Annotated in this window: 15 protein-coding genes; 8 read left to right on the top strand and 7 right to left on the bottom strand. The window is 73.8% G+C overall.

Going from position 1 to position 23,672, the window contains the following annotated elements:
• The first annotated feature begins 72 nt into the window (after nt 1–72).
• Nucleotides 73–1,608, top strand: coding sequence for an alpha-N-arabinofuranosidase (locus Cs7R123_RS24825; protein WP_212830121.1), 1,536 nt, complete (start codon nt 73–75; stop codon nt 1,606–1,608).
• Between the two features lie 67 nt (nt 1,609–1,675).
• On the opposite strand, the gene Cs7R123_RS24820 is transcribed toward Cs7R123_RS24825, so the two are convergent.
• The 6 genes from Cs7R123_RS24820 to Cs7R123_RS24795 form a co-directional block, all read right to left on the bottom strand.
• A complete protein-coding gene (locus Cs7R123_RS24820) occupies nt 1,676–2,146 on the bottom strand; it encodes an Rrf2 family transcriptional regulator (protein ID WP_212830120.1) in 471 nt (156 codons plus the stop codon).
• 67 nt (nt 2,147–2,213) lie between these two features.
• Entirely contained in the window at nt 2,214–3,608 is a 1,395-nt protein-coding gene (locus Cs7R123_RS24815) for a DEAD/DEAH box helicase (protein WP_244872115.1), read from the bottom strand.
• 163 nt (nt 3,609–3,771) lie between these two features.
• Nucleotides 3,772–3,975, bottom strand: a complete 204-nt coding sequence (locus Cs7R123_RS24810) for a cold-shock protein (RefSeq protein ID WP_212830119.1) — start codon at nt 3,973–3,975, stop codon at nt 3,772–3,774.
• Nucleotides 3,976–4,229: 254 nt separating this feature from the next.
• On the bottom strand, nt 4,230–4,568 hold the full coding sequence (locus tag Cs7R123_RS24805) for an RNA polymerase-binding protein RbpA (protein WP_212830118.1): 339 nt from the start codon (nt 4,566–4,568) through the stop codon (nt 4,230–4,232).
• Between the two features lie 121 nt (nt 4,569–4,689).
• Nucleotides 4,690–5,742 carry a LacI family DNA-binding transcriptional regulator gene (locus tag Cs7R123_RS24800; RefSeq protein ID WP_212830117.1) on the bottom strand — a complete coding sequence of 351 codons (1,053 nt, stop codon included), beginning with the start codon at nt 5,740–5,742 and terminating at the stop codon, nt 4,690–4,692.
• Between the two features lie 65 nt (nt 5,743–5,807).
• A complete protein-coding gene (locus tag Cs7R123_RS24795; RefSeq protein ID WP_244872114.1) occupies nt 5,808–6,551 on the bottom strand; it encodes a LysR family substrate-binding domain-containing protein in 744 nt (247 codons plus the stop codon).
• A gap of 163 nt (nt 6,552–6,714) precedes the next feature.
• Here Cs7R123_RS24795 and Cs7R123_RS24790 point away from each other — a divergent pair, with 163 nt between their 5' ends.
• From Cs7R123_RS24790 to Cs7R123_RS24770, 5 genes are all read left to right on the top strand, one after another.
• Nucleotides 6,715–7,239, top strand: coding sequence for a DUF5997 family protein (locus Cs7R123_RS24790; RefSeq protein ID WP_244872113.1), 525 nt, complete (start codon nt 6,715–6,717; stop codon nt 7,237–7,239).
• Nucleotides 7,240–7,400: 161 nt separating this feature from the next.
• A complete protein-coding gene (locus tag Cs7R123_RS24785) occupies nt 7,401–10,985 on the top strand; it encodes a BTAD domain-containing putative transcriptional regulator (RefSeq protein WP_212830115.1) in 3,585 nt (1,194 codons plus the stop codon).
• A 221-nt stretch (nt 10,986–11,206) separates the two neighbouring features.
• Nucleotides 11,207–15,304, top strand: a complete 4,098-nt coding sequence (locus Cs7R123_RS24780) for a M28 family peptidase (protein ID WP_244872112.1) — start codon at nt 11,207–11,209, stop codon at nt 15,302–15,304.
• Nucleotides 15,305–15,439: 135 nt separating this feature from the next.
• Nucleotides 15,440–16,789 (top strand): FAD-binding oxidoreductase, encoded by a 1,350-nt coding sequence (locus Cs7R123_RS24775; RefSeq protein ID WP_212830114.1) that lies wholly within the window; start codon nt 15,440–15,442, stop codon nt 16,787–16,789.
• 104 nt (nt 16,790–16,893) lie between these two features.
• A complete protein-coding gene (locus Cs7R123_RS24770; protein ID WP_212830113.1) occupies nt 16,894–21,903 on the top strand; it encodes a PxKF domain-containing protein in 5,010 nt (1,669 codons plus the stop codon).
• 49 nt (nt 21,904–21,952) lie between these two features.
• Here Cs7R123_RS24770 and Cs7R123_RS24765 read toward each other — a convergent pair whose 3' ends face one another.
• Nucleotides 21,953–22,129, bottom strand: coding sequence for a hypothetical protein (locus Cs7R123_RS24765; protein ID WP_244872111.1), 177 nt, complete (start codon nt 22,127–22,129; stop codon nt 21,953–21,955).
• 138 nt (nt 22,130–22,267) lie between these two features.
• On the opposite strand from Cs7R123_RS24765, the gene Cs7R123_RS24760 reads away from it, so the two are divergent.
• Both Cs7R123_RS24760 and Cs7R123_RS24755 read left to right on the top strand, forming a co-directional pair.
• Nucleotides 22,268–22,648 (top strand): hypothetical protein, encoded by a 381-nt coding sequence (locus tag Cs7R123_RS24760; RefSeq protein ID WP_212835138.1) that lies wholly within the window; start codon nt 22,268–22,270, stop codon nt 22,646–22,648.
• A 53-nt stretch (nt 22,649–22,701) separates the two neighbouring features.
• A complete protein-coding gene (locus Cs7R123_RS24755) occupies nt 22,702–23,616 on the top strand; it encodes a class I SAM-dependent methyltransferase (RefSeq protein WP_212830112.1) in 915 nt (304 codons plus the stop codon).
• Nucleotides 23,617–23,672: the final 56 nt, after the last annotated feature.

The following is a 23,672-nucleotide window of genomic DNA, read 5'->3' as shown; positions in this document are numbered from 1 at the left end:
GGACCGGGACACACCGGTCCGGGGCGACGTCGCGGGCACCAGCGACCGACCGGCCACCGACGAAGGACTGACATGACCGAACTCGCACCCGCCCCGGCGCGGCTGACCCTGGACCCGGCGTTTCGGGTCGCGCCGGTGTCGCGGCGTACCTTCGGTGCGTTCGTGGAGCATCTGGGCCGGTGCGTGTACACCGGGATCTTCGAGCCCGGACATCGCGGCGCCGACGCGGACGGGCTGCGCACCGACGTGATCGAGCTGGTCAGAGAACTCGGCGTCAGCACGGTGCGCTACCCGGGCGGCAACTTCGTCTCCGGGTACCGCTGGGAGGACGGTGTCGGACCGGTCCGGGACCGGCCGACGCGACTGGATCTCGCCTGGCACAGCACCGAGCCGAACACGTTCGGCCTGGACGAGTTCGTCCGCTGGGCCCGCAGGGCCGGTGTCGAACCGATGATGGCGGTCAACCTCGGCACGCGGGGGGTCCAGGAGGCGGTGGACCTGCTGGAGTACTGCAACATCCCGTCCGGGACGCGGCTGTCGGACCTGCGCGTGGCCAACGGTGCCGGGCAGCCGCACGGCATCCGGATGTGGTGCCTGGGCAACGAGATGGACGGTCCATGGCAGATAGGGCACAAGACCGCTGAGGAGTACGGGCGGCTGGCCGCGGAGACGGCCCGCGCGATGCGCATGGTCGACCCCGGTCTGGAACTGGTGGCGTGCGGCAGCTCCGGGTCGGGGATGCCGACGTTCGGCCAGTGGGAGGCGACCGTGCTGGAGCACGCGTACGACCTGGTCGACTATGTCTCCTGCCACGCCTACTACCAGGAGAAGAACGGCGACCTGGCCGGCTTCCTGGCCAGCGCGGTCAACATGGAAAACTTCATCGATGATGTCGTGGCGACGGCCGACCACATCAGGGCGAAGAAGCGCGCCGCCAAACGCATCAAGATCTCGTTCGACGAGTGGAACGTCTGGTACATGGACCGGCCGGCCTCGCAGACCCCGCAAGGGGCGGACTGGCCGGTGGCGCCGCGGCTGCTGGAGGACCACTACCACCTCGCCGACGCGGTCGTCGTCGGCAGCCTGCTCATCACGCTGCTGCGGCACGCTGATCGCGTCACGGCGGCCAGCCTGGCCCAGCTCGTCAACGTGATCGCCCCGATCATGACAGAGCCCGGCGGCGCGGCGTGGCGGCAGACCACCTTCCACCCCTTCGCCCAGGCGTCCCGGTACGCCGCCGGTGACGTGCTGCGCGTGGAGCCGACCTCACCCGCCTACCCGACGGCCGAGTACGGCGACGTCCCCACCCTGCACGCCGTCGCCACCCACGACGCGGCCACGGGCAGCACCACGGTGTTCGCGGTGAACCGCTCGCTGGACACGCCGCTGTCGCTGTCGATCGACACCCGGGCGATGGGTTCGGTACGGATCGTCGAGGCGTCCACGCTCACGGCGCAGGACCCGTACGCGCGCAACACCGCCGACGAGCCCGACCGGGTGTCGCCACGAGCCAACCCGTCGATCTCGGGCGACCGCGACGGCGTGGCGGTCCTGCTTGCGCCGGTCTCCTGGAACGTGATCCGGCTGGAGCCGGCCTCGCGAGCGTGACGCACGCACCGAGCGGTGCCGGACGGGGTTCGTTCCCCGGACGATCCGGTCGGCGGGTGCGGGCGGGTCAGGGGCGGCCGGTGGACAGCCAGGCGCGGACGCCGGCGGCGGCTTCGGGGCCGGTGGCGCGGGCCAGGTCGGCGATGGTCACCTGGCGCAGCGACTGCCGCCAGGCGCGATCGGCGTCGTACATGACCTTGGCGATGCCGCAGGGGGCGGTGCACTGCTCCGGCGGGGTCGCGAGCGGGCCGCGCTGGCGGACCTCGGTGCACACGAACGCGGCCGCGGGCCCGTCGATCGCCTCCACGACGTCCAGCACCGTGATCTGGTCGGCCGGGCGGGTGAGCAGGTAGCCGCCCGCCTTGCCCTGCACCGAGCGCACCAGCCCGGCGCGGGACAGCTCCTGCAACTGCTTGGCCAGGTAGCTGGGGGACACGTCGTGCAGCTGCGCCAGCCGGACGGCGGGCACCGGCTCGGTGGCCGCCGTCAGCGCGAAGCAGCAGTGCAGCGCCCACTCCACGCCGCCGGACATCTTCATCGCACCATCCTACGCATCGCGGATGGCGGCTATCCGAGTAAGTGTCCGGGGGCTGGTAGGGGAGGGGTCAGCGGTGTCGGCGGCGAGGCGAGCGGGTGCGGCGGGTGCCGGGCGTCTCGGCCTCGGCTGCCTGCCGCGCGGGGGCGGCGGGAAGCTCGGCGGGGGTGCCGGACGGGGTCCGGGCGCCGGTGATGCGGGACAGCTCGTGGTCGTGCGGGCGTACGGCAGTCGTCCGGGCGCTGACCCCGGCGGCCGCCAGCAGGCGGGCGGCGTCCCGGCGCTCGTGGTCGGCCACGAGGGTGACGACGGTGCCGCTGCGTCCGGCGCGCGCGGTGCGGCCGCCGCGGTGCAGGTAGTCCTTGGCGTCGGTGGGCGGGTCGATGTTGACGACCAGGTCGAGGTCGTCGATGTGGATTCCCCGGGCCGCCAGGTCGGTGGCGATGAGCGCGTTGACGGCGCCGGACCGGAACTGGTCGAGGATGCGCGTGCGCTGCGGCTGGGACTTCCCGCCGTGCAGCGCGGCGGCGGTGACACCGCTGGCCAGCAGCCGCCGGGCCACCCGGTCGGCGCGGTGCTTCGTCTTCACGAACATGATCACCCGGCCGTCGCGGGCGCCGATGTGAGCGGTGGCGGTGTCCTTGTCGGCCGCGTCGATGTGCAGCAGGTGGTGCTGCATGGTGGCAGCCGCGACGGCGGGCGTCTCGACCGAGTGCCGCGCGGGGTTCTTCAGGAAGCGGCGGACGAGCCGGTCGACGTCGCCGTCGAGGGTGGCGGAGAACAGCATGCGCTGGCCGTCCGGTGCGGTGGCCGACAGCAGCGAGGTGACCTGCGGCAGGAAGCCCATGTCGGCCATCTGGTCGGCCTCGTCCAGCACCGTGATGCCGACCTCGTCGAGTCGGCAGGCGCCGCGTTCGAGCAGGTCGATGAGGCGTCCCGGGGTGGCGATCAGGATCTCGGCGCCGGCGCGCAGCTGGTCGCTCTGGCGGCCGAGGGACAGGCCGCCGACCACCGTCACGCTGCGCAGTCCGACCGCCTTGGCGTACGGAGCCAGGGCGTCGCCGACCTGGGCGGCCAGTTCCCGGGTGGGGACCAGGACCAGCGCCAGGGGTCGGCGGGCGGTCGCGCGCCGTCCGGCCAGCCGGGTCAGCATGGGCAGCCCGAAGGCGAGGGTCTTGCCGGAGCCGGTGCGCGCGCGGCCGAGCAGGTCCCGTCCGGCGACGGCGTCGGCGATCGAGCGTGCCTGGATGGGTGACGGCACGGTGAGCCCGTGGTCGGTCAACGTCCGGGCGAGCGCGGGGTGCAGCGGCAGTTCGGCGAAGCTCTGCGCGTCAGGCCCGGCGGGCGCCGTGGGCGCGTGGATGGCCGCGGTCCTGGCGGTGGCGGCTGGCGCGTCGGTGGGCGCGGTCCTGGCGGTCGGGGCGGCCTTCGGCCGTCGCCTGGGTCGGCGTACTGGGGTCGTCACGGTGGAGCCTCTCGCTGTCGGCACGCCGCGCGAAGGTCCTCGACCCGGCGGCGGGAAGAGTCGACCGGGCGAACCTGGTGGGGGTGATGCGGTGGTGCCGGTTCCGCAGACAGTGTCACAGAACCGGCACCACGTTCCCGCGCCGATCCCGGCGCGGGGTCGGTCAGATCAGGCGTACGGACTCGGCCTGCGGACCCTTCGGGCCCTGCACGATGCCGAACTCGACGCGCTCGTTCTCGCGCAGCTCGCGGTAGCCCTCGATCTGGATGACCGAGTGGTGGACGAAGACGTCAGCGGTGCCGCCGTCGACGGTGATGAAGCCGAAGCCCTTGTCGGCGTTGAACCATTTCACGGTGCCGGTGGCCATGTGGATCTCCTTCTACGGATTGGGCCGCGCGCGCTGCGAGGCCCGGTGGGGCCGTCTCGAGCAGCGGTAACCGCGGTAATCCGAACGGAGAACCCGACCCCGGGGACACATCGACCCGAGGAGGTGGAAAGACCACGAACAAGAAACTGTCTCTCCACCATACCCCTGTCTGCCCGGCGGGGTGGGTTTGGCCGGGGGGAACCGGTGTGTCACGCCTTACCCGCCGGGCGGGAATGCGGGCCGCTCTTTCCGCTTCAGCTCCCTCGACGTGCCCGTATGTGGTCCAGCCGCTCGGCCAGCAGAACCTCCAGGTCCTCGATCGAGCGGCGCTGCAGGAGCATGTCCCACGGCGTACGCGCGGCCTTCTCGTGCTCCGGCTCGCGCTCGGGCCCGCCGACCAGCCGCGCGGAGCTCCCGTCGAACTTGCAGTCCCAGGTGGACGGAGCTTCGACGTCCAGCGCGAACTGGACCACGAAGCGGTGGTCGTTGGCGCAGCGGAACTCGCAGGTCTGCCGGGCCGCGAACGCGGTCTCCCGGACGGGTATGCGGTCCGCGGCGCCTGGCCGGCTTCCGCGCAGCGTGCGATGGGCCATGTCGGCTCCTCAAGGTTCCAGATCGGTGTCGGTGCGCGACGACGCGAACAACCAGGAGCTTCTGCACACAAGCCCGGGGGTGTCCTCCATTGATGCGTACTTCAGCGTGCTCCGAGCCAGCTTACGCAGGTGTCCCGCGATTCGCCGCGCGCGAGTCGCGGGGCGGGGCGGTGCTGGCCCGGACCACCAGCTCGGTGGCCAGCTCGATGCGCGGGGTGTCCAGCCGCTCGCCGTTGATCAGGCGCAGCAGCATCTGGGTGGCGGCCGTGCCCATCTCCTGGAGCGGCTGCCGGACCGTCGTCAGCGGCGGCGACGTCCACTGGGCGTAGATCAGGTCGTCGAACCCGATGACGCTCAGATCGCGCGGGATCTGCAACCCGGCCAGGCGCGCGGCCTCGTAGACCCCGGTGGCCTGCTGGTCGGAGCCCGCGAAGATCGCGGTGGGCCGGTCGGCGAGGTCCAGCAGCTCCTGGGCACGGCGGAACCCGCCGTCGTGGTGGAAATTGCCGAACCTGATCAGCTCGCGGTCGGGCTCGACCCCGGCCGCCTCCAGGGCCGCCCGGAAACCGGCCAGCCGGGCGCGGCTGCACAGCAGCGGCTCCGGACCGCTGATCGCGCCGATCCGGCGGTGGCCCAGCTCCAGCAGGTGCTGGGCGGCGGCGTAGCCCCCGGCGAAGTTGGTCGCACCGACGCTGGGCACCTGCGGGGACGGCTGCTCGATCCCGTCCACCAGCACGAACGGCACCGTACGGCGCCGCAGCTCGGCCTGGTGCTCCTCGGCCAGCTGGGACAGGATCAGGATCGCGCCCTGCGAACCGCGCGCGGTGACCGCGTCCAGCCACCGGCGGGTCAGGCTGGCCCGGTTGTGCAGCACCGTCACGACCAGGCCCGCCCCGGCGTCCTCGACGACCTGCTCGACCCCGGTCAGCAGGGACAGGCCCCACGCCGAGTCCAGCTCGTTGATCACGAAGTCGACGAGGTTGCCCCGGTGCTCGCGGCGCCGCGCGGAGCGCGGGCGCTCGTAGCCGTACACGGTGAGCAGGGTCTCCACCCGGCGGCGGGTCTCGCTGGAGATGTCGCTGTGCCCGTTGAGCACCTTGGAGACCGTGGGCACGGTCACGTGCGCCTCGCGGGCGATCATCGCGAGCGTGGGGCGGGAACTAGGCGCGGGCATCGGCACAGTCTGGCAGCGGGACCCGGGGGTGATCCATCGGCTTGACGGAGGTCATCGGCGCGCGGTCACCGGCCCCGGCGCGGCGGGGAGGAGCGGCGCGGGGGCGTGCCGCGGCGGGCGCCGGGCTGCTGCCGGGCCGCCGAGCCGGCACGGCCCGCTGCGGCGTCGGGTTTCGGGCGGGCGGCCGGTTCGGCCGGGCCCCGGCCCCGGGTGCTGTTGGCGGTGCGGCCGCGGACGAGGCCGATCATCTCCTCGACCAGGTCGGTGTGCCGGTCGCGCGGCCACACCAGCCCGACCGACGAGGTCGGGGCGTCGGTGAGGACGCGGTAGGTGAGGTCGCGGCGGTGGTATGCGCGGGCCAGCGACTGCGGCACGACCAGCACCCCGACGCTGGCGGCGACGAGCTCGACCGCCTCGGCGGTGGTGGCGGGCCGGTCGGCGGTGACCGTGACCGGTGCGGCCGGGGCCGTCCAGTCGAGGACGTCGTCGAGGGGCTGGGTCAGCGTCTCGTCGGCCAGGTCGGCGAGGGTGAGCTCCTCGGCGGCGGCCAGCAGGTGGTCGATCGGCACCACGACGACGGTGGTCTCGGTGTACAGCGGAATGGCGTGCAGGTCCTGCTGGTCCACCGGCAGCCGCATCAGGCCCGCGTCGGCCTCGGCCAGTCGCTGCTGCGCGTCGGCGGCCTCGACCGGCACCAGCTCCAGCTCGACCTCGGGCAGCCGCTGCGACCAGGTGCGGGCCCAGCGGTCCACGACGACCCCGGGCACGACCAACAGCCGGAACGCCGCCGCTTGGTGGTCCTCGGGCACGTTTCCTCCGTGACGTCGACCGGCCACGCGCCGGCGTACGGGCCGCGCGGTGGTCACCCGCGGCCTGCTCAGGCTACCTCGGGGGCGATGTCCGGCGTGGCGGCGGCGGCCCCGGTCCCGGGGCGACGGGCCCGGCCGGGTCGTGAACCGATACTCTCGCATGGTGAGCAAGCCCAAGAAGTCCCAGGTTATGAAGCCCGCCACGGCGGCGCTGAAGCTCGACGTGTATCTGCCGGCCACCCCGCGCGAGTTCCAGGAGAACCCGATCTCCCGCGAGGAGCTGGACGAGCTCCAGCACAACCCGCCGCAGTGGCTCGTCGACCTGCGCCGGGAGGGCCCGCACCCGCGCAACGTCGCGGCGGCGCGGCTGCGGATCTCCAACAGCGGCCTGGCCCGCGGCGGCATCACCGAGGCGCTCACGACCGCGGAGATCGCCGCGCTGGCCGCCGACCCGCCGGAGTGGCTGGTCCGCGAGCGCGAGACGTACGCCGAGACCCTGCGGGAGCAGCGGCGGCTGGAGGGCAGACGCCAGGAGGCCGAGCAGGCCGCCGCGCCCGCGCCCGCCCGCAAGGCCGCCCCGAAGCCCGCCGCGAAGGCCGCCGCGAAGGCCGCCGCGGGTGCGCGTACCACCGCCCGGCCTCGCAAGATCGGGTCCGTGCCGACGAAGCTGCGGTCCAAGCGGGGCTGAGCCGTCACAGCGGGTATACCCGCTGTTCGTCCAATGTGCCCTCAGCTGGGCGGATGATCGAATTCCGCACGGCTCGCCGTACCCGGGCGGGCCGGTGCCGTTGTATCTTCAGCCCGAGCGCACGCCCGACCCCGCGGACCGCGCCGGAAGGATGAACAGCGGTGCCAGGTGGCGAAGACGGTCTGCGGCTCTCTGTTCTGGGCGATGTCACCGCGTGGCACGACGGGCAGCTGCTCGACCTGGGCGGGCGCCGGCAGCGGGCGGTCCTGGCGCTGCTGGTGCTCGGGCGCGGGGAGGTGCTGCCCGCCGACCACCTGATCGGGTCGCTGTGGGGCGACGAGATCCCGGTCAGCGCCAGCGGGGCGCTCCAGGCGTACGTATCCCATCTGCGGCGGCGGCTGGAACCCGGGCAGACGGCGCGCACGCGCGGCAACGTGATCGTGAGCAAGGGCACCGGGTACGCGCTGGTCGTCAACGACGACGCGGTGGACGCGTGGCGGTTCGAGCGGCAGGTCCGGCAGGCCGCGACGCTGGCGGACCCGCGCGAGGTCGGCGCGACCCTGACCGGGGCGCTGTCGCTGTGGCGCGGCCCCGCCCTGGCCGAGTACACCGACCAGCCCTGGGCCGAGGCCGAGGCCGCCCGGCTGACCGGGCTGCGCGGCGTGGCCCGGGAGCAGCTGCTGGCCGCGCGGCTGGCCACCGGGGAGACGGCCGTGCTGGTGCCGGAGCTCGAAGCCCTGGTCGCCGAGGAGCCGCTGCGCGAGGAGCGGTGGCGGCTGCTGGTGCTCGCGCTGTACCGGGCACAGCGCCAGGGCGACGCCCTGGCGTCGCTGCGGCGGGCCCGGCAGGTGCTCGCCGACGAACTCGGCGTCGATCCCGGTCCGTCGCTGCGGGCGCTGGAGTCGGAGGTGCTGGCGCAGTCGCCGTCGCTGGACGCCGCGCCCGCCCCGGCCGTGGTCGCCGCCGCCCGTCCGCTCCCGCCCGTGCCCGGCGCCGCCGGGTCGCCGGGCCGGGGCGGTGCCGACGATGTGCTGTTCGACCGCGAGCTGGAGCTCGCCGAGATCCGGGGCTGCCTGGCCGACGCGCTGTCGGGCCAGGCGCGGCTGCTGCTGGTGGAGGGCCGGGCCGGGATCGGCAAGACGCGGCTGCTGGTGGAGGCGCGCCGTCTGGCGGCCGGGCACGGGACGCCGACCCTGGGCGCGCGCGGCAGCCAGCTGGAGAAGGAGTACGGCTTCGGTGCCGTGCGGCAGCTGTTCGAGCCGGTGCTGGCCGACCCGGCCCGCCGCGCCGCGCTGCTGACCGGGGCGGCGTCGTCGGCGGCCGCGGTGTTCGACGTGGCGGTGCCCGAGCCGCACCAGCGGGCCGACAGCCTGCTGGCGACCCTGCACGGCCTGTACTGGCTGACGGTGAACCTGTGCGCCGACGGCCCGCTGGTGCTCAGCATCGACGACGTGCAGTGGTGCGACAGCGCCTCGCTGCGCTACCTGGCCTACCTGGTGCGCCGCCTGGAGGGCCTGCCGGTCCTGATCGTGGCGACGCTGCGCACCGGCGAGCCGCACGACGACGAGGCGCTGCTGGCGGAGCTGGCCCACGATCCGGCGTGCGTACGGATCCAGCCGTCGGCGCTGACGGGGGAGGGCGTGGCGGGGCTGGTGCGCCGGGTGCTGGGCGACGCGGCCGAGGACGCGTTCATCGCGACCTGCCGCCGGACCACGCTGGGCAATCCGCTGCTGCTGCGGCAGCTGCTGCGGGCGTTGCAGGCCGAGGGCGTACGCCCCGACGCCGCGCACGCCGACACGGTGGTGGCGATCGGGTCGCGGGCGGTGTCGAGCATGGTGCTGATGCGCCTGGCCCGGCTGCCCGAGGCGACCACCGCCACGGCGCGGGCGGTCGCGGTGCTGGGCAACGGCGCGTCGCTGCCCGCGGTCGCGGCGCTGAGCGGCCTGGCCGAGGCCGACGCGGTCACCGCGATCGGGGTGCTGGCCCGCGCGGAGGTGCTGCGCGACGAGTATCCGCTGAGTTTCGTGCACCCGCTGGTGGCCGACGCCGTGTACCGGGACCTGCCGCCGGGCGAGCGGCAGCTGCACCATGAGCGGGCGGCGCGGGTGCTGGAGGCGGCGGGCGCCCCGGCCGAGCAGGTGGCGGCGCATCTGTTGCAGGTGCCGCAGCGGCGGGACCCGTGGGCGGTGTCGGTGCTGCGTACCGCCGCGGCGCGGGCGGCCGGGCGCGGTGCGGGCGATGCGGCGGCGAAGTACCTGGTGCGGGCGCTGGCCGAGCCACCCGCCCCCGAGGACCGGGCAGAGGTGGTGCTGGAGCTGGGGCTGGTCCAGTCGGTCTTCGACGGGCAGGCCGCGATCGGCCACCTGCGTGAGGCGTACGAGACGCTGACCGACCCGGTCCAGCGCGCCGAGGTCGCGCTGACCCTGGTCCGTTCACTGGTCTTCGCCGGGTCGCGCGGGGAGTCGGTGGCGGTCGCGCGCCGCCTGGCCGCGCAGCTGCCCGCCGAGCTGACCGACGCCCGGCAGGGCCTGCTGGGGCTGGAGCGGCTGGGCGGGTTCATGCACGGGCTGCCCGAAGCGGAGTGGCGGCGCGGCGGCACGCCGCAGATCGAAGGCCCCGGGCCGGGCGCCCGGATGCTCGCGTCGGTGCTGGCCTGGGAGGCGGTCATCGACGGCACCGACCGGCAGCGGGCCGTGGAGCTGGCCCGCTTCGCGGTCGCCGATGGGATCCTGCTACGCGCCGACACCGGTCTGACCTGGATCGTCGCGACCGTGGTGCTTCAGGTCGCCGAGGAGAGCGCCGACGCCCTCTGGGCGGAGGGGGAGGTGTACTCCCACGAGCAGGGTTCGCTGTTCGGCCTGCTGTCGGTCCGGTTGTGGCAGGGGTACGCCCTGTGGTGCCACGGCGAGCTGCGCGAGGCGTACGAGTCTCTGCTGACCTCGAAGGAGCAGCAGGCCATGTGGGGTTCGCACGTGGGGCCGGCCTACAACGACGCGTACCTGGTCAACGCCCTGGTCGACCTCGGCGACGTCCGGGGGGCGCGCACGTTCCTGGATCAGGTCGACGACCGGCCCCGTTTCGGGGACGGCGCCCGCCTGGTCATCGAGGCCGAGGCCCGGGTGCTGCTGGCCGAGGGCCGTCCGGCCGAGGCGCTGGCCTGCCTCGACGACGCCGAGCAGTCCGGGTACGTCAATCCTGGCTGGTGGCCGGACCGGTCCCTGCGCGCGCAGGCCCTGGCCGCGCTCGGGCGCCGCGACGAGGCGATCGTCCTGGCCGAGCAGGAACTGGTCCACGCCCGGCGCTGGGGCGCCCCGCGCGTGACCGGCCGCGCCCTGCGCGAGGTCGGCGAGCTGCGCGGCACGGCCGGGGAGCCCGAGCTGCGCGAGGCGATCGCGCTGCTGGCGACCGGACGGGGCAGGCTCGAACACGCCCGCGCCCTGTCCGCGCTGGCCCGGGTCAGCCCGCGACCGCAGGCCGTCGAGCTGCTGGGTGAGGCGTACGGGATGGCGCAGCAGTGCGGCGCGGCCGCCCTGTCGGCATCCATCGTGGACGAGCTCGCCCGGCTCGGGGCGCCCGCGCCGGTGGTGGGCGACGCGTCGGCGACGCTGACGGCGACCGAGCGCCGCATGGTGGCGATGTCGGCCGAGGGCGCCGACGACCGCGACATCGCCCAGGCGCTGTTCATCACGCCGCGGCTGGTCCAGACGATGCTCGCCTCGATCCGGGAGCGGCTGGGCCGGTCCTGAGAAGACACGGCCGGTTCACCTGTACGACACGGTAGGACCCGGCTGACACTGCCTGACTCCATGGCACTGCTTGGACGCTGTGGGGGTCGTGCTTCCGGCGGCGGCCCGCCCCGGGCGCCGCCGGACCGCACGCCACCGGGCGCGTGCGCGGCACGCGTCACCGCACCCCGGGGCCGCGCCGAAGTCAGGTGCGGCCGGCGGTCGACCCTCAGGAGTCCATGATGAAACGCAGCACGATGACGGCCGGCATCTGCCTGGCCGTGATCGCGGCGACGGCGGTGTTCGCGGCGCCCGCGGCACCGGCCGCCCCGCCACCGGCCGCACCCGCCCCCGCACCGCTGGCCGCCGCGCTCGCCGCGGCTGACCGCGCCGCGGCGAGCGGGCTCGACGCGCTGGCCAAGGGGCCGTTCGAGCAGTACGACCGCCAGCAGGTGATCCCCTGGGTCGACGGCATGTACTCCATCGCCTACCAGCGGACCTACCGCGGGCTGCCGGTCGTCGGCGGCGACGCCACCGTCCTGGCCGACGGCAAGGGCACCGTCCGCGCCGTCCAGGCGGCCACCTCGGCGAAGATCTCGGTCGGCACGGTGCCCTCGGTCGGCGCCGCCGCCGCCGAGCGCACCAGCCGCACCCGGCTGCCCAAGGTGGACGGGGTCGAGTCCCGCCGCCTGGTCGTCCACGTCGCCGACGGCACCGCCCGGCTGGCCTGGGAGACGGTGCTGCTCGGGTGGACCGCGTCCGCGCCCAGCCGCCTGCACGTGTTCGTCGACGCCCGCACCGGCGCGGTGCTCGCCCAGCGCGACGACGTCGTGGCGGGCACCGGCACGGGCAAGTGGAACGGCCCGAACCCGCTCACCATCAACACCCAGCAGTCCGGCGGCACGTACTCGCTGCGCGACCCGTCGCGTCCGGGTCTGAGCTGCGCCGACTACAGCACCGGCACCGTCTTCTCGGGATCGGACGACAGCTGGGGCAACGGGGTCGGCACCAGCAAGGAGACCGGCTGCGTCGACGTCATGTACGCCGCGCAGAAGCAGTGGGACATGCTCGTCAACTGGCTGGGCCGCAACGGCCACAACGGCAACGGCGGCAGCTGGCCGGCCCTGGTCGGCCTGAACGAGGTCAACGCGTACTGGGACGGCACCCGGATCACCATCGGCCACAACAACGCCAATGAGTGGATCTCCGCGATGGACGTCGTCGGCCACGAGTACGGCCACGGCATCGACTCCAACACCCCCGGCGGCGCCGGGCAGGAGGCCGGGCTCGGCGAGGGCACCGGCGACATCTTCGGCGCGCTGACCGAGGCCTACGCCAACCAGTCCTCGGCCTACGACCCGCCGGACTACACCGTCGGCGAGGAGATCAACCTGGTCGGCAACGGGCCGATCCGCAACATGTACAACCCGTCGCTGGTCAGCGGCGACCCGAACTGCTACTCCTCGGCGATCCCGGGCACCGAGGTGCACGCGGCCGCCGGCCCGCTCAACCACTGGTTCTACCTGCTGGCCGAGGGCAGCAGCCCGGGTGGCGGCAAGCCTTCCAGCCCGATCTGCTCCGGCGGCCCCGCGTCGGTGACCGGCGTCGGCATCCAGACCGCCGGGAAGATCTTCTACGGCGCGATGCTGCTCAAGACCAGCAGCATGACGTACAAGAAGTACCGGACGGCGACGCTGACCGCGGCGAAGAACCTCGACGCGAGCTGCGGGCTGTTCAACCGCACCAAGGACGCCTGGAACGCGATCACCCTGCCCGCGCAGGCGGGCGACCCGACGTGCACCGCGACCGGCAGCGACTTCACCGTCGGCACGAACCCCGCCTCGGGCACCGTGCAGCCGGGCGCCTCGGTCACCGCGACCGTGACCACCACGGCCGTCGGCACCGCGCAGACGGTCAACCTGTCCGCCTCCGGCGCCCCGGCCGGGGTGACCGTGTCGTTCAGCCCGTCGTCGGTGACCTCGGGCGGCAGCTCGACGATGACGGTGTCGGCGTCGGCGAGCGCCGCCGCGGGCACGTACACGATCACAGTGACGGGTACGGGCACGGTCACGCACACCGCGCAGTACACGCTCACCGTCGGGTCGGTCACCGGCAACGACTTCTCGGTCGGGGTCAACCCGGGCTCGGGCAACGTGCAGCCGGGTGCTTCGACGACGGCGACCGTGAACACGTCCACGACCAGCGGTTCGGCGCAGACGGTGAACCTGTCGGCGTCGGGCGCCCCGGCCGGGGTGACCGTGTCGTTCAGCCCGTCGTCGGTGACCTCGGGCAGCAGCTCGACGATGACCGTCGCCGCCTCGGCGAGCACCGCCGCGGGCACGTACAACCTCACCGTCACCGGTAGCGGCAGCGTCACCCGGACGGCGTCGTACACCCTGGTCGTCGGTGGCGGCACCAGCACGCCGCCGGACATCAGCGTCACCAACGTGCAGGCGCACCTGACCCAGCTCAACTCGATCGCCAACAGCAACGGCGGCACCCGCCGCTCGACCGGCAACGGCTACCTCCAGTCGGTCGCCTACGTCAAGGGCAAGCTCCAGGCGGCGGGCTTCACCGTCACCGAGCAGCCCTGCACCTCCGGCTGCACGGCCGGGGCCGGCCCGAACCTGATCGCCGAGTGGCCGTTCGGCAACGCCGACAACGTGTACATGTTCGGCGCGCACCTGGACAGCGTCTCGGCCGGTCCGGGGATCAACGACAACGGCTCCGGTTCGGCGGCGCTGCTGGAGAACGCGCTGGCGCTGGCGGCGGCGAACCCGACCATGCTCAACCGGGTCCGCTTCGGCTGGTGGACCGACGAGGAGCAGGGCCTCAACGGCTCGAAGTTCTACGCCAACAGCCTGTCGGCGACGAACCGGGCGAAGATCAAGGCGTACTACAACTTCGACATGATCGCCTCCACCAACGGCGGCTACTTCATCAACAACCTGAACTCCACCGCCTCGGCGCCGATGAAGGCGTACTGGACCTCGCTCAACCTCCAGCCCGAGGAGAACGTCGAGGGCCAGGGCCGCTCCGACGACGCGTCGTTCCAGGCCGTCGGCATCCCCACCTCCGGCTACGCCATGGGCGCCAGCGCGACCAAGACGTCGGCGCAGGCGGCGAAGTGGGGCGGCACGGCGGGTGCGGCGTACGACTCCTGCTACCACTCGTCCTGCGACACCACCGCCAACATCAACGCCACCGGCCTGAACCGGGCCGCCGACGGCATCGCGTACACCGTCTGGAACCGCGCGGTCGGCAGCACCCCGGCCAGCGACTTCTCGGTCGGGGTCAACCCGGGCTCGGGCAACGTGCAGCCGGGCGCGTCGGTGACCGCGACGGTCAGCACGGCCACGACCAGCGGTTCGGCGCAGACGGTGAGCCTGTCGGCGTCGGGTGCCCCGGCCGGGGTGACCGTGTCGTTCAGCCCGTCGTCGGTGACCTCGGGCAGCAGTTCGACGATGACCGTCGCCGCCTCGGCGAGCGCCGCGTCGGGCACGTACACCGTCACGGTGACCGGAACCGGTTCCGTCACCCGCACCGCGCAGTACACGCTGACGGTCGGGACCGTGACCGGCAACGACTTCTCCATCGCGACCAGCCCCGCCGCGGGCAGCGCCAACCGGGGGTCGTCGGTCACCACCACGGTCGCCACCACCACGACCAGCGGTTCGGCGCAGACGGTGAACCTGTCGGCGTCGGGCGTCCCGGCCGGGGTGACCGTGTCGTTCAGCCCGCCGTCGGTGACCTCCGGCGGCTCGGCCACGGCGACGGTGTCGGTCGGCGCCTCGACCGCGGTCGGCACGTACACCATCACCGTCACCGGAACCGGTTCCGTGTCGCACACCACCACGTACACGCTGACCGTGACGGGCTCCGGGGGCTGCACGCCCGCGCAGGTCGTCGGCAACGGCGGGTTCGAGAGCGGCACCACGCCGTGGACCGGCAGCACCGCCACCATCGGCTACCACCCCAGCCAGCCCGCCCACGGCGGCACCCGGGTCTCCTACCTGCTCGGGTACGGCTACGACGCCACCGAGGCGGTCAGCCAGACCGTCACGATCCCGGCCGGGTGCACCAGCGCGGTGCTGACCTACTGGCTGCACGTCGACACCGAGGAGTGGGAGGCGGTCGCGTATGACCTCTTCCAGGTGCGAGTCGCCGGCACCACCCAGGCGACCCTGTCCAACCTGGACGCAGCGGCCGGCTACACCCAGCGGACCGTCGACCTCGGCGCGTACGCCGGGCAGACGGTGACGCTGACGTTCACGGCCACCGAGGACGCGTCGCTGCAGACCAGCTTCGTGCTGGACGACGTGGCGCTGACCGTGGGCTGATCCCGGGCAGCCGGATCCGGAGCCGGGGTTCCCGGGTCCGGCGCGGGTGGGGCCGCCTCCTGACGGGGGCGGCCCCCTCGTCGCAGCACTAGACAGTCTCAAGTCCACCGCAAGTGCGGACCGGCACGGTGGATCATGTTCAACGACAGCCCGCCCGCCGATGCCTCGTCGCTGCACGGACTGTGCGGCGGGGCGGTGCTGCTGCCCGGCGACCGCAGCTACGACAACGCCCGCGCCGCCTGGAACCTCGCCGTCGACCAGCACCCGGCAGCCATCGCCTACCCGGCCGACGCCGCCGAGACGGCCGAGGTGGTGCGGGCCGCGGCCGCGGCAGGGCTGCGGGTGGCGCCGCAGGGCACCGGGCACAACGCCGGTCCGCTGGGCGCGCTCGGCGACGCCGTCCTGCTGCGCACCTCCGCGATGATCGGGACCGCGGTCGACCCGGTCACCGGCCGGGCGCGGGTCCGCGCGGGCGTACGGTGGCTCGACGTCACCGAGGCCGCGGCCGACCACGGCCTGGCCGCCCTGCACGGCAGCTCCCCGAGCGTCGGCGTCGTCGGCTACTCCCTGGGCGGCGGCCTCGGCTGGTATGCCCGCGCCCTGGGCCAGCAGTCCGACAGCGTCACCGCCGTCGAGCTGGTCACCGCCGACGGGCAGCTGGTCCGCGCCGACGCGGCACACGAACCCGAGCTGTTCTGGGCGCTGCGCGGCGGCGGCGGCAACTTCGGCGTGGTCACGGCCCTGGAGTTCGCCCTGCACCCGATCCGGACCGTGTCGGCCGGGGCGCTGCGCTGGGACTGGCGCCACACGGGTCCGGTGCTGCGCCGCTGGGCCCGGTGGGCGGCCGAGGCGCCGGACGGGGTCACCAGCTCGCTGCGGCTGCTGCCGGCCTCGGCCACCGAGCGCCGGACGGTGGCCGTCGACGCGGTGGTGCTCGGCGACGTCGACCGGGCCGCGAAGGTGCTGGCGCCGCTGCGGGAGCTGGGGCCGGAGGTGGACACGTTCGCGGCCGCGACCCCGCGCGCGGTGGCGCTGATGCAGCTGTACCCGCGCGATCCCAGCGCGATCGTCGCCGACAGCGCGGTGCTCGGCGGCCTGCCGGACGCGGCCCTGGACGCGTTGCAGGAGGCGGCGTCGCCGGAGTCCGGGTCGTCGCAGGTGATGGTGGAGCTGCGCCAGCTCGGCGGGGCACTGGGCCGCCCCCGGCCGGACGCGGGCGCGTCGGAGCTGGCGGACGGCGCGTTCCTGGTGGTCGCGTCGACGATCGCGAGCCGCCTGGTGCCGCAGGAGCAGAGCGTGGGCGCCTGCACCCGGGTGCTGGCGGCGCTGGCGCCGTACGCGAACGGGCGGCACTGCCTCAACTTCGCCACCCGCGCCGTCGACGCCCGCACCGGTTTTCCCGCCGAGTCCTGGCAGCGGCTGCGGGCGGTGCGCGCGGCCGTCGACCCGGGCGGCCTGTTCCTGGCCAACCATCCCTTGCCCTGACTTGCCGGGCCGGTGCAAGCCGGTCCCAAGCCGCCGCCAAGTGCCCGCGGCGAATCTGTCTGCGCCCGGCCCGACCCTCGGTCCGGGGACAGAGGAGATTCACCATGCGCAAATGGGGAAGGGTGGCCACCGCCGCCCTGCTGCTGGGCGTGTCGATCGCCACCGGGGTGGTGAGCACCGGGGCGCCCGCGTACGCGAACCAGAACTCGCTGTGGTTCAACCAGATCGGACAGACCACGGGCAGCTACGGCGCCAACGCCGTGGTCCGGATCTGGGGCGACCTGAGTTTCAAGAACGAGGGCTGTCCCGAGGACGGCGTGCCCGACTTCGTCTACGCGACCAGTGACGTCTACATCGTCGCGGCGGGCACCGGCACCGGGACCCTGTCCGACATCAGCGGCGGCAGCCCGAACACCGTGATCCAGTACGGGTCGGTCTTCGACGACGAGATCATCGGCATCACCGCGCCGGGCGGCAGCCTGGCCGCCGGGACATACGACGTCGTCTTCGACACCTGCCAGGACGGGCAGTTCCAGCCCGAGGACGACAAGGTCTTCCCCGGCGTGCTGACCGTGGCGCTGCCCGCGCAGCTGCCCGCCGCCGACGCCGCGCTGAGCACGCTGAAGCAGAAGGCGCACGAGGAGTACGTGTCCTGGCGCAACACCCGCCGCGTCATGGACGAGGTATGGAAGCTGGTCCAGAAGGCGCTGAAGAACGGCTGCAAGGCGGGCAACCCCACGGCCTGCGCGCTGAAGTACGGCAACTACTTCTCGCCGATCCAGGAGCAGTTCAACGGGCTGCTGCTCAACCAGGGGCAGCACTATCTCGCGATCTACGAGGATCCGCCCAATCCGGACTTCGACCAGCCGGTGGTGGCCGAGCCGGTGACCGCGCCGGACGCGATCGCCGGTGAGGGCGCGGTGCTGCGGGCGCTGCTGGCCTCGATCGAGGCTTACAAGGGCGCCCAGCAGGCCGGTGATTCCCGGTGGGCCCTGGTCCACGCCCGTGAGGCGCGCGACCTGCACGCGGCGCTGACCGCGCGGCTCGACGCGACCACCGCGCAGCTGACCGACCTGAAGTCCCGCTACGGCGCCGACGCCGACGCCGCGCTCCAGTTCGGCACCGGCTTCCTGGGGCGGGTATGGCAGCAGGGCCTCAACCCCGACGAGCGGCGCACCCTGCGCGAGAACGGGCTGACCGTGGCACAGGTGACCGACCTGGAGACCGACATCCGCCGGGCGCGCATGCCCGAATACCGCGCCGCCGACGTCACCGGGGTCCTCGCCTCGGTCATCGCGGCGCACACCGCCACCCGCACCGCCGCCGATGAGGGCTACGCGGCGTGGGCGGCGATAGTGGACGCGCTGGAGGGCGACGCGAGCGTGCCCGACGAGCACCCGGTCGCGCAGGCCGGCGGCCCGTACACCGCGACCGAGGGCAGCCCGGTGACGCTGGACGCGTCCGGGTCGACCGCGGTCGACGGCGCGACGATCACCGCGTACGGCTGGGACCTCGACGGGGACCGCGACTTCGACGACGCCGCCGGGGCGGCTCCGGCGGTCGTGTTCGCCGACCCGGGCGCGCCGCTGATCGGGCTGCGCACCACCGACAGCGCGGGCCGCACCGCGTACGCCTGGACCACCGCGACCGTCGCCGCCCACGGCACCGGCCCGCAGATCAGCACGGCCAGCCCGGACGGCTTCCTGCGCACCGTGCCGACCGGCACCGGCGCGACGTTCTCGGTCACCGTGACCGACGACGCGGGTACCCCGGTCGTGGCCTGGACCGTCGACGGCGCCGCCGCGGGCACCGGCACCAGCCTGGGCTGGGTCGGACCGGGCCAGCAGGGTACCCACGAGATCGTCGCGACCGTCACCGACACCGACGGCCACCAGGCCGTGCGCGCCTGGGACGTGCTGGTGCACAAGCCCGACGCCGACGGCGACGGCTGGACCGCCGCCACCGACTGCAACGACGGCGACGCCGCCGTCCACCCGGGCCAGCTCGAATTCCTCGGCAACGGCGTCGACGACGACTGCGACCCCGGCTCGCCGGACGCCCCGCCCGGCGGCCTGACCGGCCAGGTGTACGGCTGGGGCGAGGGCTCGTACGGCAAGCTCGGCGACGGAAAGCTGGGCACGGCGTACACCAAGCCGGTCAAGTCCACGATGCTGGCGCCGAACGTGGTGCAGGTCGAACTCGGTGACGCCACCGGATACGCGGTGCTGGCCGACGGCACCGTGCGCGCCTGGGGCTACCAGCACAGCGGCGAGATGGGCGACGGCACCCTGGACCAGCGCCTGCAGCCGGTGCAGCCGCTCGGGCCGGGCGGCCAGGGCGTGCTGTCGGGCGTACGGCAGCTGTCGGCGGGCGCCGACCACGTGGCCGTGACCCGTACCGACGGCAAGGTTCTGACCTGGGGCCGCAACACCGCCGGGATCCTCGGCGACGGGTCCACGGCCAACTCCCGGCCGTACCCGGACTTCGTCCGCACCGCCGCCGGCGGCGACCCGCTCACCGGGGTGCGCAGCGTCGAGACCGGCTTCTCCGCCGACTACGCGCTGATGGACGACGGCACCGTCATGGCGTGGGGCCGGGTCAACTGCGACGGCTCCGGCGCCGCGGTCGACACGCTGTACCCGGCACCGATCCCGGGTCTGTCCGGCGTGCGCCAGATCGCGGTCTCCTCGGCGATCGTGCTGTTCCTCAAGACCGACGGCACGGTGCTGTCCTGCGGCGGCACCGACCCGCAGCTCGGCCGGGCCTGGAACCTGACCGACCCGGCCAAGTCCCCGTGGCTGCCGCGCCAGGTCGACACCCTCGGCCGGGGCAGCAAGGTCGTGGACCTGTCCATCTCCACCGACCAGGCGGTCGTGCTGAAGGAGGACGGCTCGGTCTTCTTCTGGGGCCAGAACACCAACGGCGGCCTCGGCCCGGTGCTCGGCGCGAACACGGGCGAGCTGCTGGCCCCGACCGCGGTCCCGCTGCCCGCCGGACCGCCGGTCGTCGGGGTGGACAACGGCAACTCGCCCACCACGCTGACCATCCGCGCCGACGGCTCGATGCTCGTGTGGGGCGGCAACACCTACGGTGGCGCGGGCACCGGCACCAATGGGTTCGTGCTCACCCCGACGGTGGTGCCGGTCGGCGACCAGGCGGTCGTGCAGGTGTCGGCGTCGAGCTGGAACGGCCTGGCGCTGACCCGGCCGAAGAACGACCCGGACCTGGAACTGCCCGCGGGCTGGGTCAAGGCCCGGGTCGAGGACGCCGCCCTGACCGAGGCCGGTGACGGCGCGTTCACGGTACGGCTCGACCACGCCCTGTCCGACGACGTGTCGCTGACCTGGTCGCTGGAGGCCGGGACGGCGGGCGCCGACGACGCGGCCCTGGGCACCGGCACGGTGACGATCCCGGCGGGCGCCACGCAGGCGGCCATCGCCGTCGACGTCACCGACGACGCCCTCGACGAGGACGACGAGACGCTCACCCTGGCCCTGACCGGGGCACGGCTGGGCCTGGTCGTCGACCGGGCGCAGGCGGCGGGCACGATCGCCGACGACGACGCCGCACCGACGGTGTCGGTGCAGCCGGTCACGGTCGCCGAGGGCGGCACCAGCCTCACCGACCTCCCGGTCCGGCTGCGGCTTTCGGGCCCCAGCGGCAAGGAGATCAGCGTCGGGTACGCCACCGCCGACGGCACCGCCCGCGACGGCGAGGACTACGTCGGCGCGGCGGCCACCGCCCGGTTCGCCCCGGGCCAGACCGAGCACGTCGTCCACCTCGCGGTACGCGGCGACTCGCTGCCCGAGCCCGACGAGTCCTTCACCGTGTCGCTCGGCGAGACGGTCGACGCGGTAGCCGGGTCCGGCGCCACGGTGACCATCACCGACGACGAGGTGTTCACGGTTTCCGTGAGCGCCCCGACCCTGGTCGAGGGCCAGACCGGCACGTTCGTGGTCACCGTCTCACCCGCCCCGGTGCCCGGCACCTCGGTCACCGTGCCGTGGACGGTGTACGAGCCGTCGGCCGGTGCCGCCGACAGCCCCGGCGACGTCGCCGCCGCCGGCGGTGAGCTGCACCTGAGCGCCGACCAGCCGAGCGCGGCCGTCACCGTCACCGCGGTCGACGACAGCGCGGTGGAGTCGCCGGAGCCGTTCAGCCTGCGGCTGGGCGCGCTGTCGGCCACCGACGGGCACGCCGTGCGTGCCGGTGAGCAGGGCACGGCCTGGATCACCGACGACGACCGGGCCAACCAGCCGCCGACCGTCGACGCCGGGGCCGGGGTCACCGCGGTCGAAGGCTCGCCGGTGACGCTGACCGGCACGGTCTCCGACGACAGGGCCGGGGTCGGTGCGGTCTGGACGGTCGACGGGCCGTGCACCGTGACCGGCACGGGTCCGCAGGCGTCGGTGCTCTGCGCCGACCAGGGCACGTTCATCGCGACGCTGACCGCGACCGACGGCGACGGCGCCGTCGCGGCCGACACCACCACCGTGGACGTCGCCAACGCGGCACCGGTCATCGCCACGGTGGCGCTGGACGCCTCCGGCGCCCGGGTCGACTTCGCCGACGCGGGCGTCAACGACCAGCACACCTGCACCGTGCGGTGGGGTGACGGGACCCAGCCGGGTGTGCTGTCCGGGGCGGTGTCGCCGTGCTACCTGGCCCACGCGTATCCCCGGGGCACGTTCACCGCGACGATCACCGTCGCCGACGGTGACGGCGGCTCGGTGAGCACCACCCGCAGCGTCACCGTCGGCACGGCGCCGTGGCCCTTCCGCGGCTTCAAGGCGCCGATCGACAACCCGCCCGCAGTGAACGTGGTGAACGCGGGCCAGGCGATCCCGGTGAAGTTCAGCCTCGGCGGCTACCGGGGGATGGACATCTTCGCGGCGGGCTCGCCCGCCTCGGGCCGGGTGAACTGCTGCCACGGGCAGCTCGACGTCATCGAGCAGACGGTCACCGCCGGCGGCTCGACCCTGACGTACGACGCGGCCAAGGACCAGTACACCTACGTCTGGAAGACCGACAAGGCGTGGGCGGGGCAGTGCCGCCGGCTGATCGTGACACTGGCCGACGGCACGCAGCACTGGGCCGAGTTCCGGTTCCGCTGATCCAGCAGGTCAGGGGGTGCACCCGCACGATGGGTGCACCCCCGCTCCGTCAGCTCGGGCTGCAGGAGACCGTCGGCCAGTTCCCGTTGCCGTTGTGCTGGATGGTGACGCCCCAGTTGTTCCCGCTGCCGTTGGGTTTGGCGACGAGCTGCTGGGCGGTGGGGTAGGCGGCGGTGATGTTCCAGGTGGCGATGACCTTCGCGGGGGACGGGACGTTCATCGTCACGGTCCAGGTGGTCGCGCCGGTGACCGAGACGTTGAGGTTGTACCGGTCGCTCCACTGCTGGCCCGCCGACAGCGTCGCGGTGCAGCCGCCCCCGCCACGACGGGTAGTGTTCGCGGCCGAGGGACCGGGGGAGCAGGCATGCGGGTGCTGCGATCGGACGCGATCGGCGAGATGGAGCTGTCGGGCAGCTGCGCCGAGCTGCGGGAGCTGGCCGGGCTGCTGCGCGCGGGAGCGGGCGCCTACGCCCTGGACGCCGCGGCGGACCCCGCCCCGTACGGCAGGGCGCTGGGGTCGGTGCGGGTGGAGCGCACATCGGGGCTGGTCGAGCTGGCCCTCGACGCCGACGGGCAGACCCTGCGCATCCGGGGCGCAGCCGAGAGCCTGGCGATCCTGGCGGGCAACTTCGAGGCGGTCGCCACCGAACCCGACCCGCACTACCACGTGCACATCGAATACTTCCCCGACCACATGTACCTGGCCGAGACCTCCGACGCGCTGATCCTGATCGCCGACAGCTGACCGCCCGCGAAAGTCGGTGGTGGGCGGTAGGGGTCGGTGGCTACCGTCCGGACGTGACCCATCTGAGCCCGCTGGGATACCTGCTCGGACTTCAGGGTGCGGCCCTGCTGCGCGGCATGCGCGAGGGCACCGCCGACCGCGAGTTCGTCCGGGCGCGCATCGACGAGATCCGCGCCCTGCTCGACGAGCCCGCGCTGCGGGCGGGCGGAGTCGACGCCGTGCCCGGCGCGATCAGCTCCGCCGAGGTCTACCGCGACTGGGCGCCGAACTACGACCAGCCGAACACCATGATCGAGCTGGAGCAGCCCGTGGTGCGGCAGATCCTCGACGGGCTGCCGGTCGGCACCGCGCTCGACGCCGCCTGCGGCACCGGCCGGCACGGGGCATACCTGGCCGGGCTCGGCCACCGGATCATCGGCGTCGACGAGTCGCCCGAGATGCTGGCGCTGGCCCGCGCGCGGCTGCCCGAGGCCGAGCTGCACCGGGCCGGGCTGGACCGGCTGCCGCTGGCCGACGCCTGCGTCGACACGGTGGTGTGCGGGCTAGCACTGGCCCACCTGCCCGACCTCGGTGCGGTGCTGGCGGAGTTCGCACGGGTGCTGCGCCCCGGCGGGCACCTGGTGATCTCGGACGCGCACCTGCTGCTGTCGTACCTGCGCCCGACCCTGCCGCGCGATCCGGGCCCGGACGGGCGCCCGAGCATCCTCACCGAATACCACCGGCCGCTGAGCGCGTACCTGGGGGCGGCGCTGCCGCTGGGGTTCCAGGTGCGCCGGTGCGAGGAGCTGGTCCGGTCGACGGTGCTGCCCGAGCCGCCGGAGGCGCTGCCCACCCACATGAGCTGGGACCTCCAGTTCTGGTGCCCGGAGGCCTCGCTGGCCGCGATCGGCGGCCTCCCGTCGGTGGTCGTCTGGCACTTCCAGCTCGACCCGGTCACGCCGGGTGGGTCGGTGCAGGTCCGAGGCTGACCTGGGCGGCCGTGTGGTTGTCCACAGGTCCGCGGTCGCGTTTTCCGATTCGTCGG

The sequence above is a fragment of the Catellatospora sp. TT07R-123 genome (assembly GCF_018327705.1).
Lineage (GTDB): Bacteria > Actinomycetota > Actinomycetes > Mycobacteriales > Micromonosporaceae > Catellatospora.
This window is presented reverse-complemented; position numbering and strand designations above follow the sequence as displayed.

What these genes read in the sequence shown, in the direction of transcription:
- Cs7R123_RS24760 (WP_212835138.1), top strand. Translation starts at nt 22,268, where the DNA reads ATGCGGGTGCTGCGATCGGACGCGATCGGCGAGATGGAGCTGTCGGGC.
- Cs7R123_RS24775 (WP_212830114.1), top strand. Translation starts at nt 15,440, where the DNA reads ATGTTCAACGACAGCCCGCCCGCCGATGCCTCGTCGCTGCACGGACTG.
- Cs7R123_RS24810 (WP_212830119.1), bottom strand. Translation starts at nt 3,975, where the DNA reads ATGGCCACCGGCACCGTGAAATGGTTCAACGCCGACAAGGGCTTCGGC.
- Cs7R123_RS24780 (WP_244872112.1), top strand. Translation starts at nt 11,207, where the DNA reads ATGAAACGCAGCACGATGACGGCCGGCATCTGCCTGGCCGTGATCGCG.
- Cs7R123_RS24805 (WP_212830118.1), bottom strand. Translation starts at nt 4,568, where the DNA reads ATGGCCCATCGCACGCTGCGCGGAAGCCGGCCAGGCGCCGCGGACCGC.
- Cs7R123_RS24820 (WP_212830120.1), bottom strand. Translation starts at nt 2,146, where the DNA reads ATGAAGATGTCCGGCGGCGTGGAGTGGGCGCTGCACTGCTGCTTCGCG.
- Cs7R123_RS24825 (WP_212830121.1), top strand. Translation starts at nt 73, where the DNA reads ATGACCGAACTCGCACCCGCCCCGGCGCGGCTGACCCTGGACCCGGCG.
- Cs7R123_RS24800 (WP_212830117.1), bottom strand. Translation starts at nt 5,742, where the DNA reads ATGCCCGCGCCTAGTTCCCGCCCCACGCTCGCGATGATCGCCCGCGAG.
- Cs7R123_RS24770 (WP_212830113.1), top strand. Translation starts at nt 16,894, where the DNA reads ATGCGCAAATGGGGAAGGGTGGCCACCGCCGCCCTGCTGCTGGGCGTG.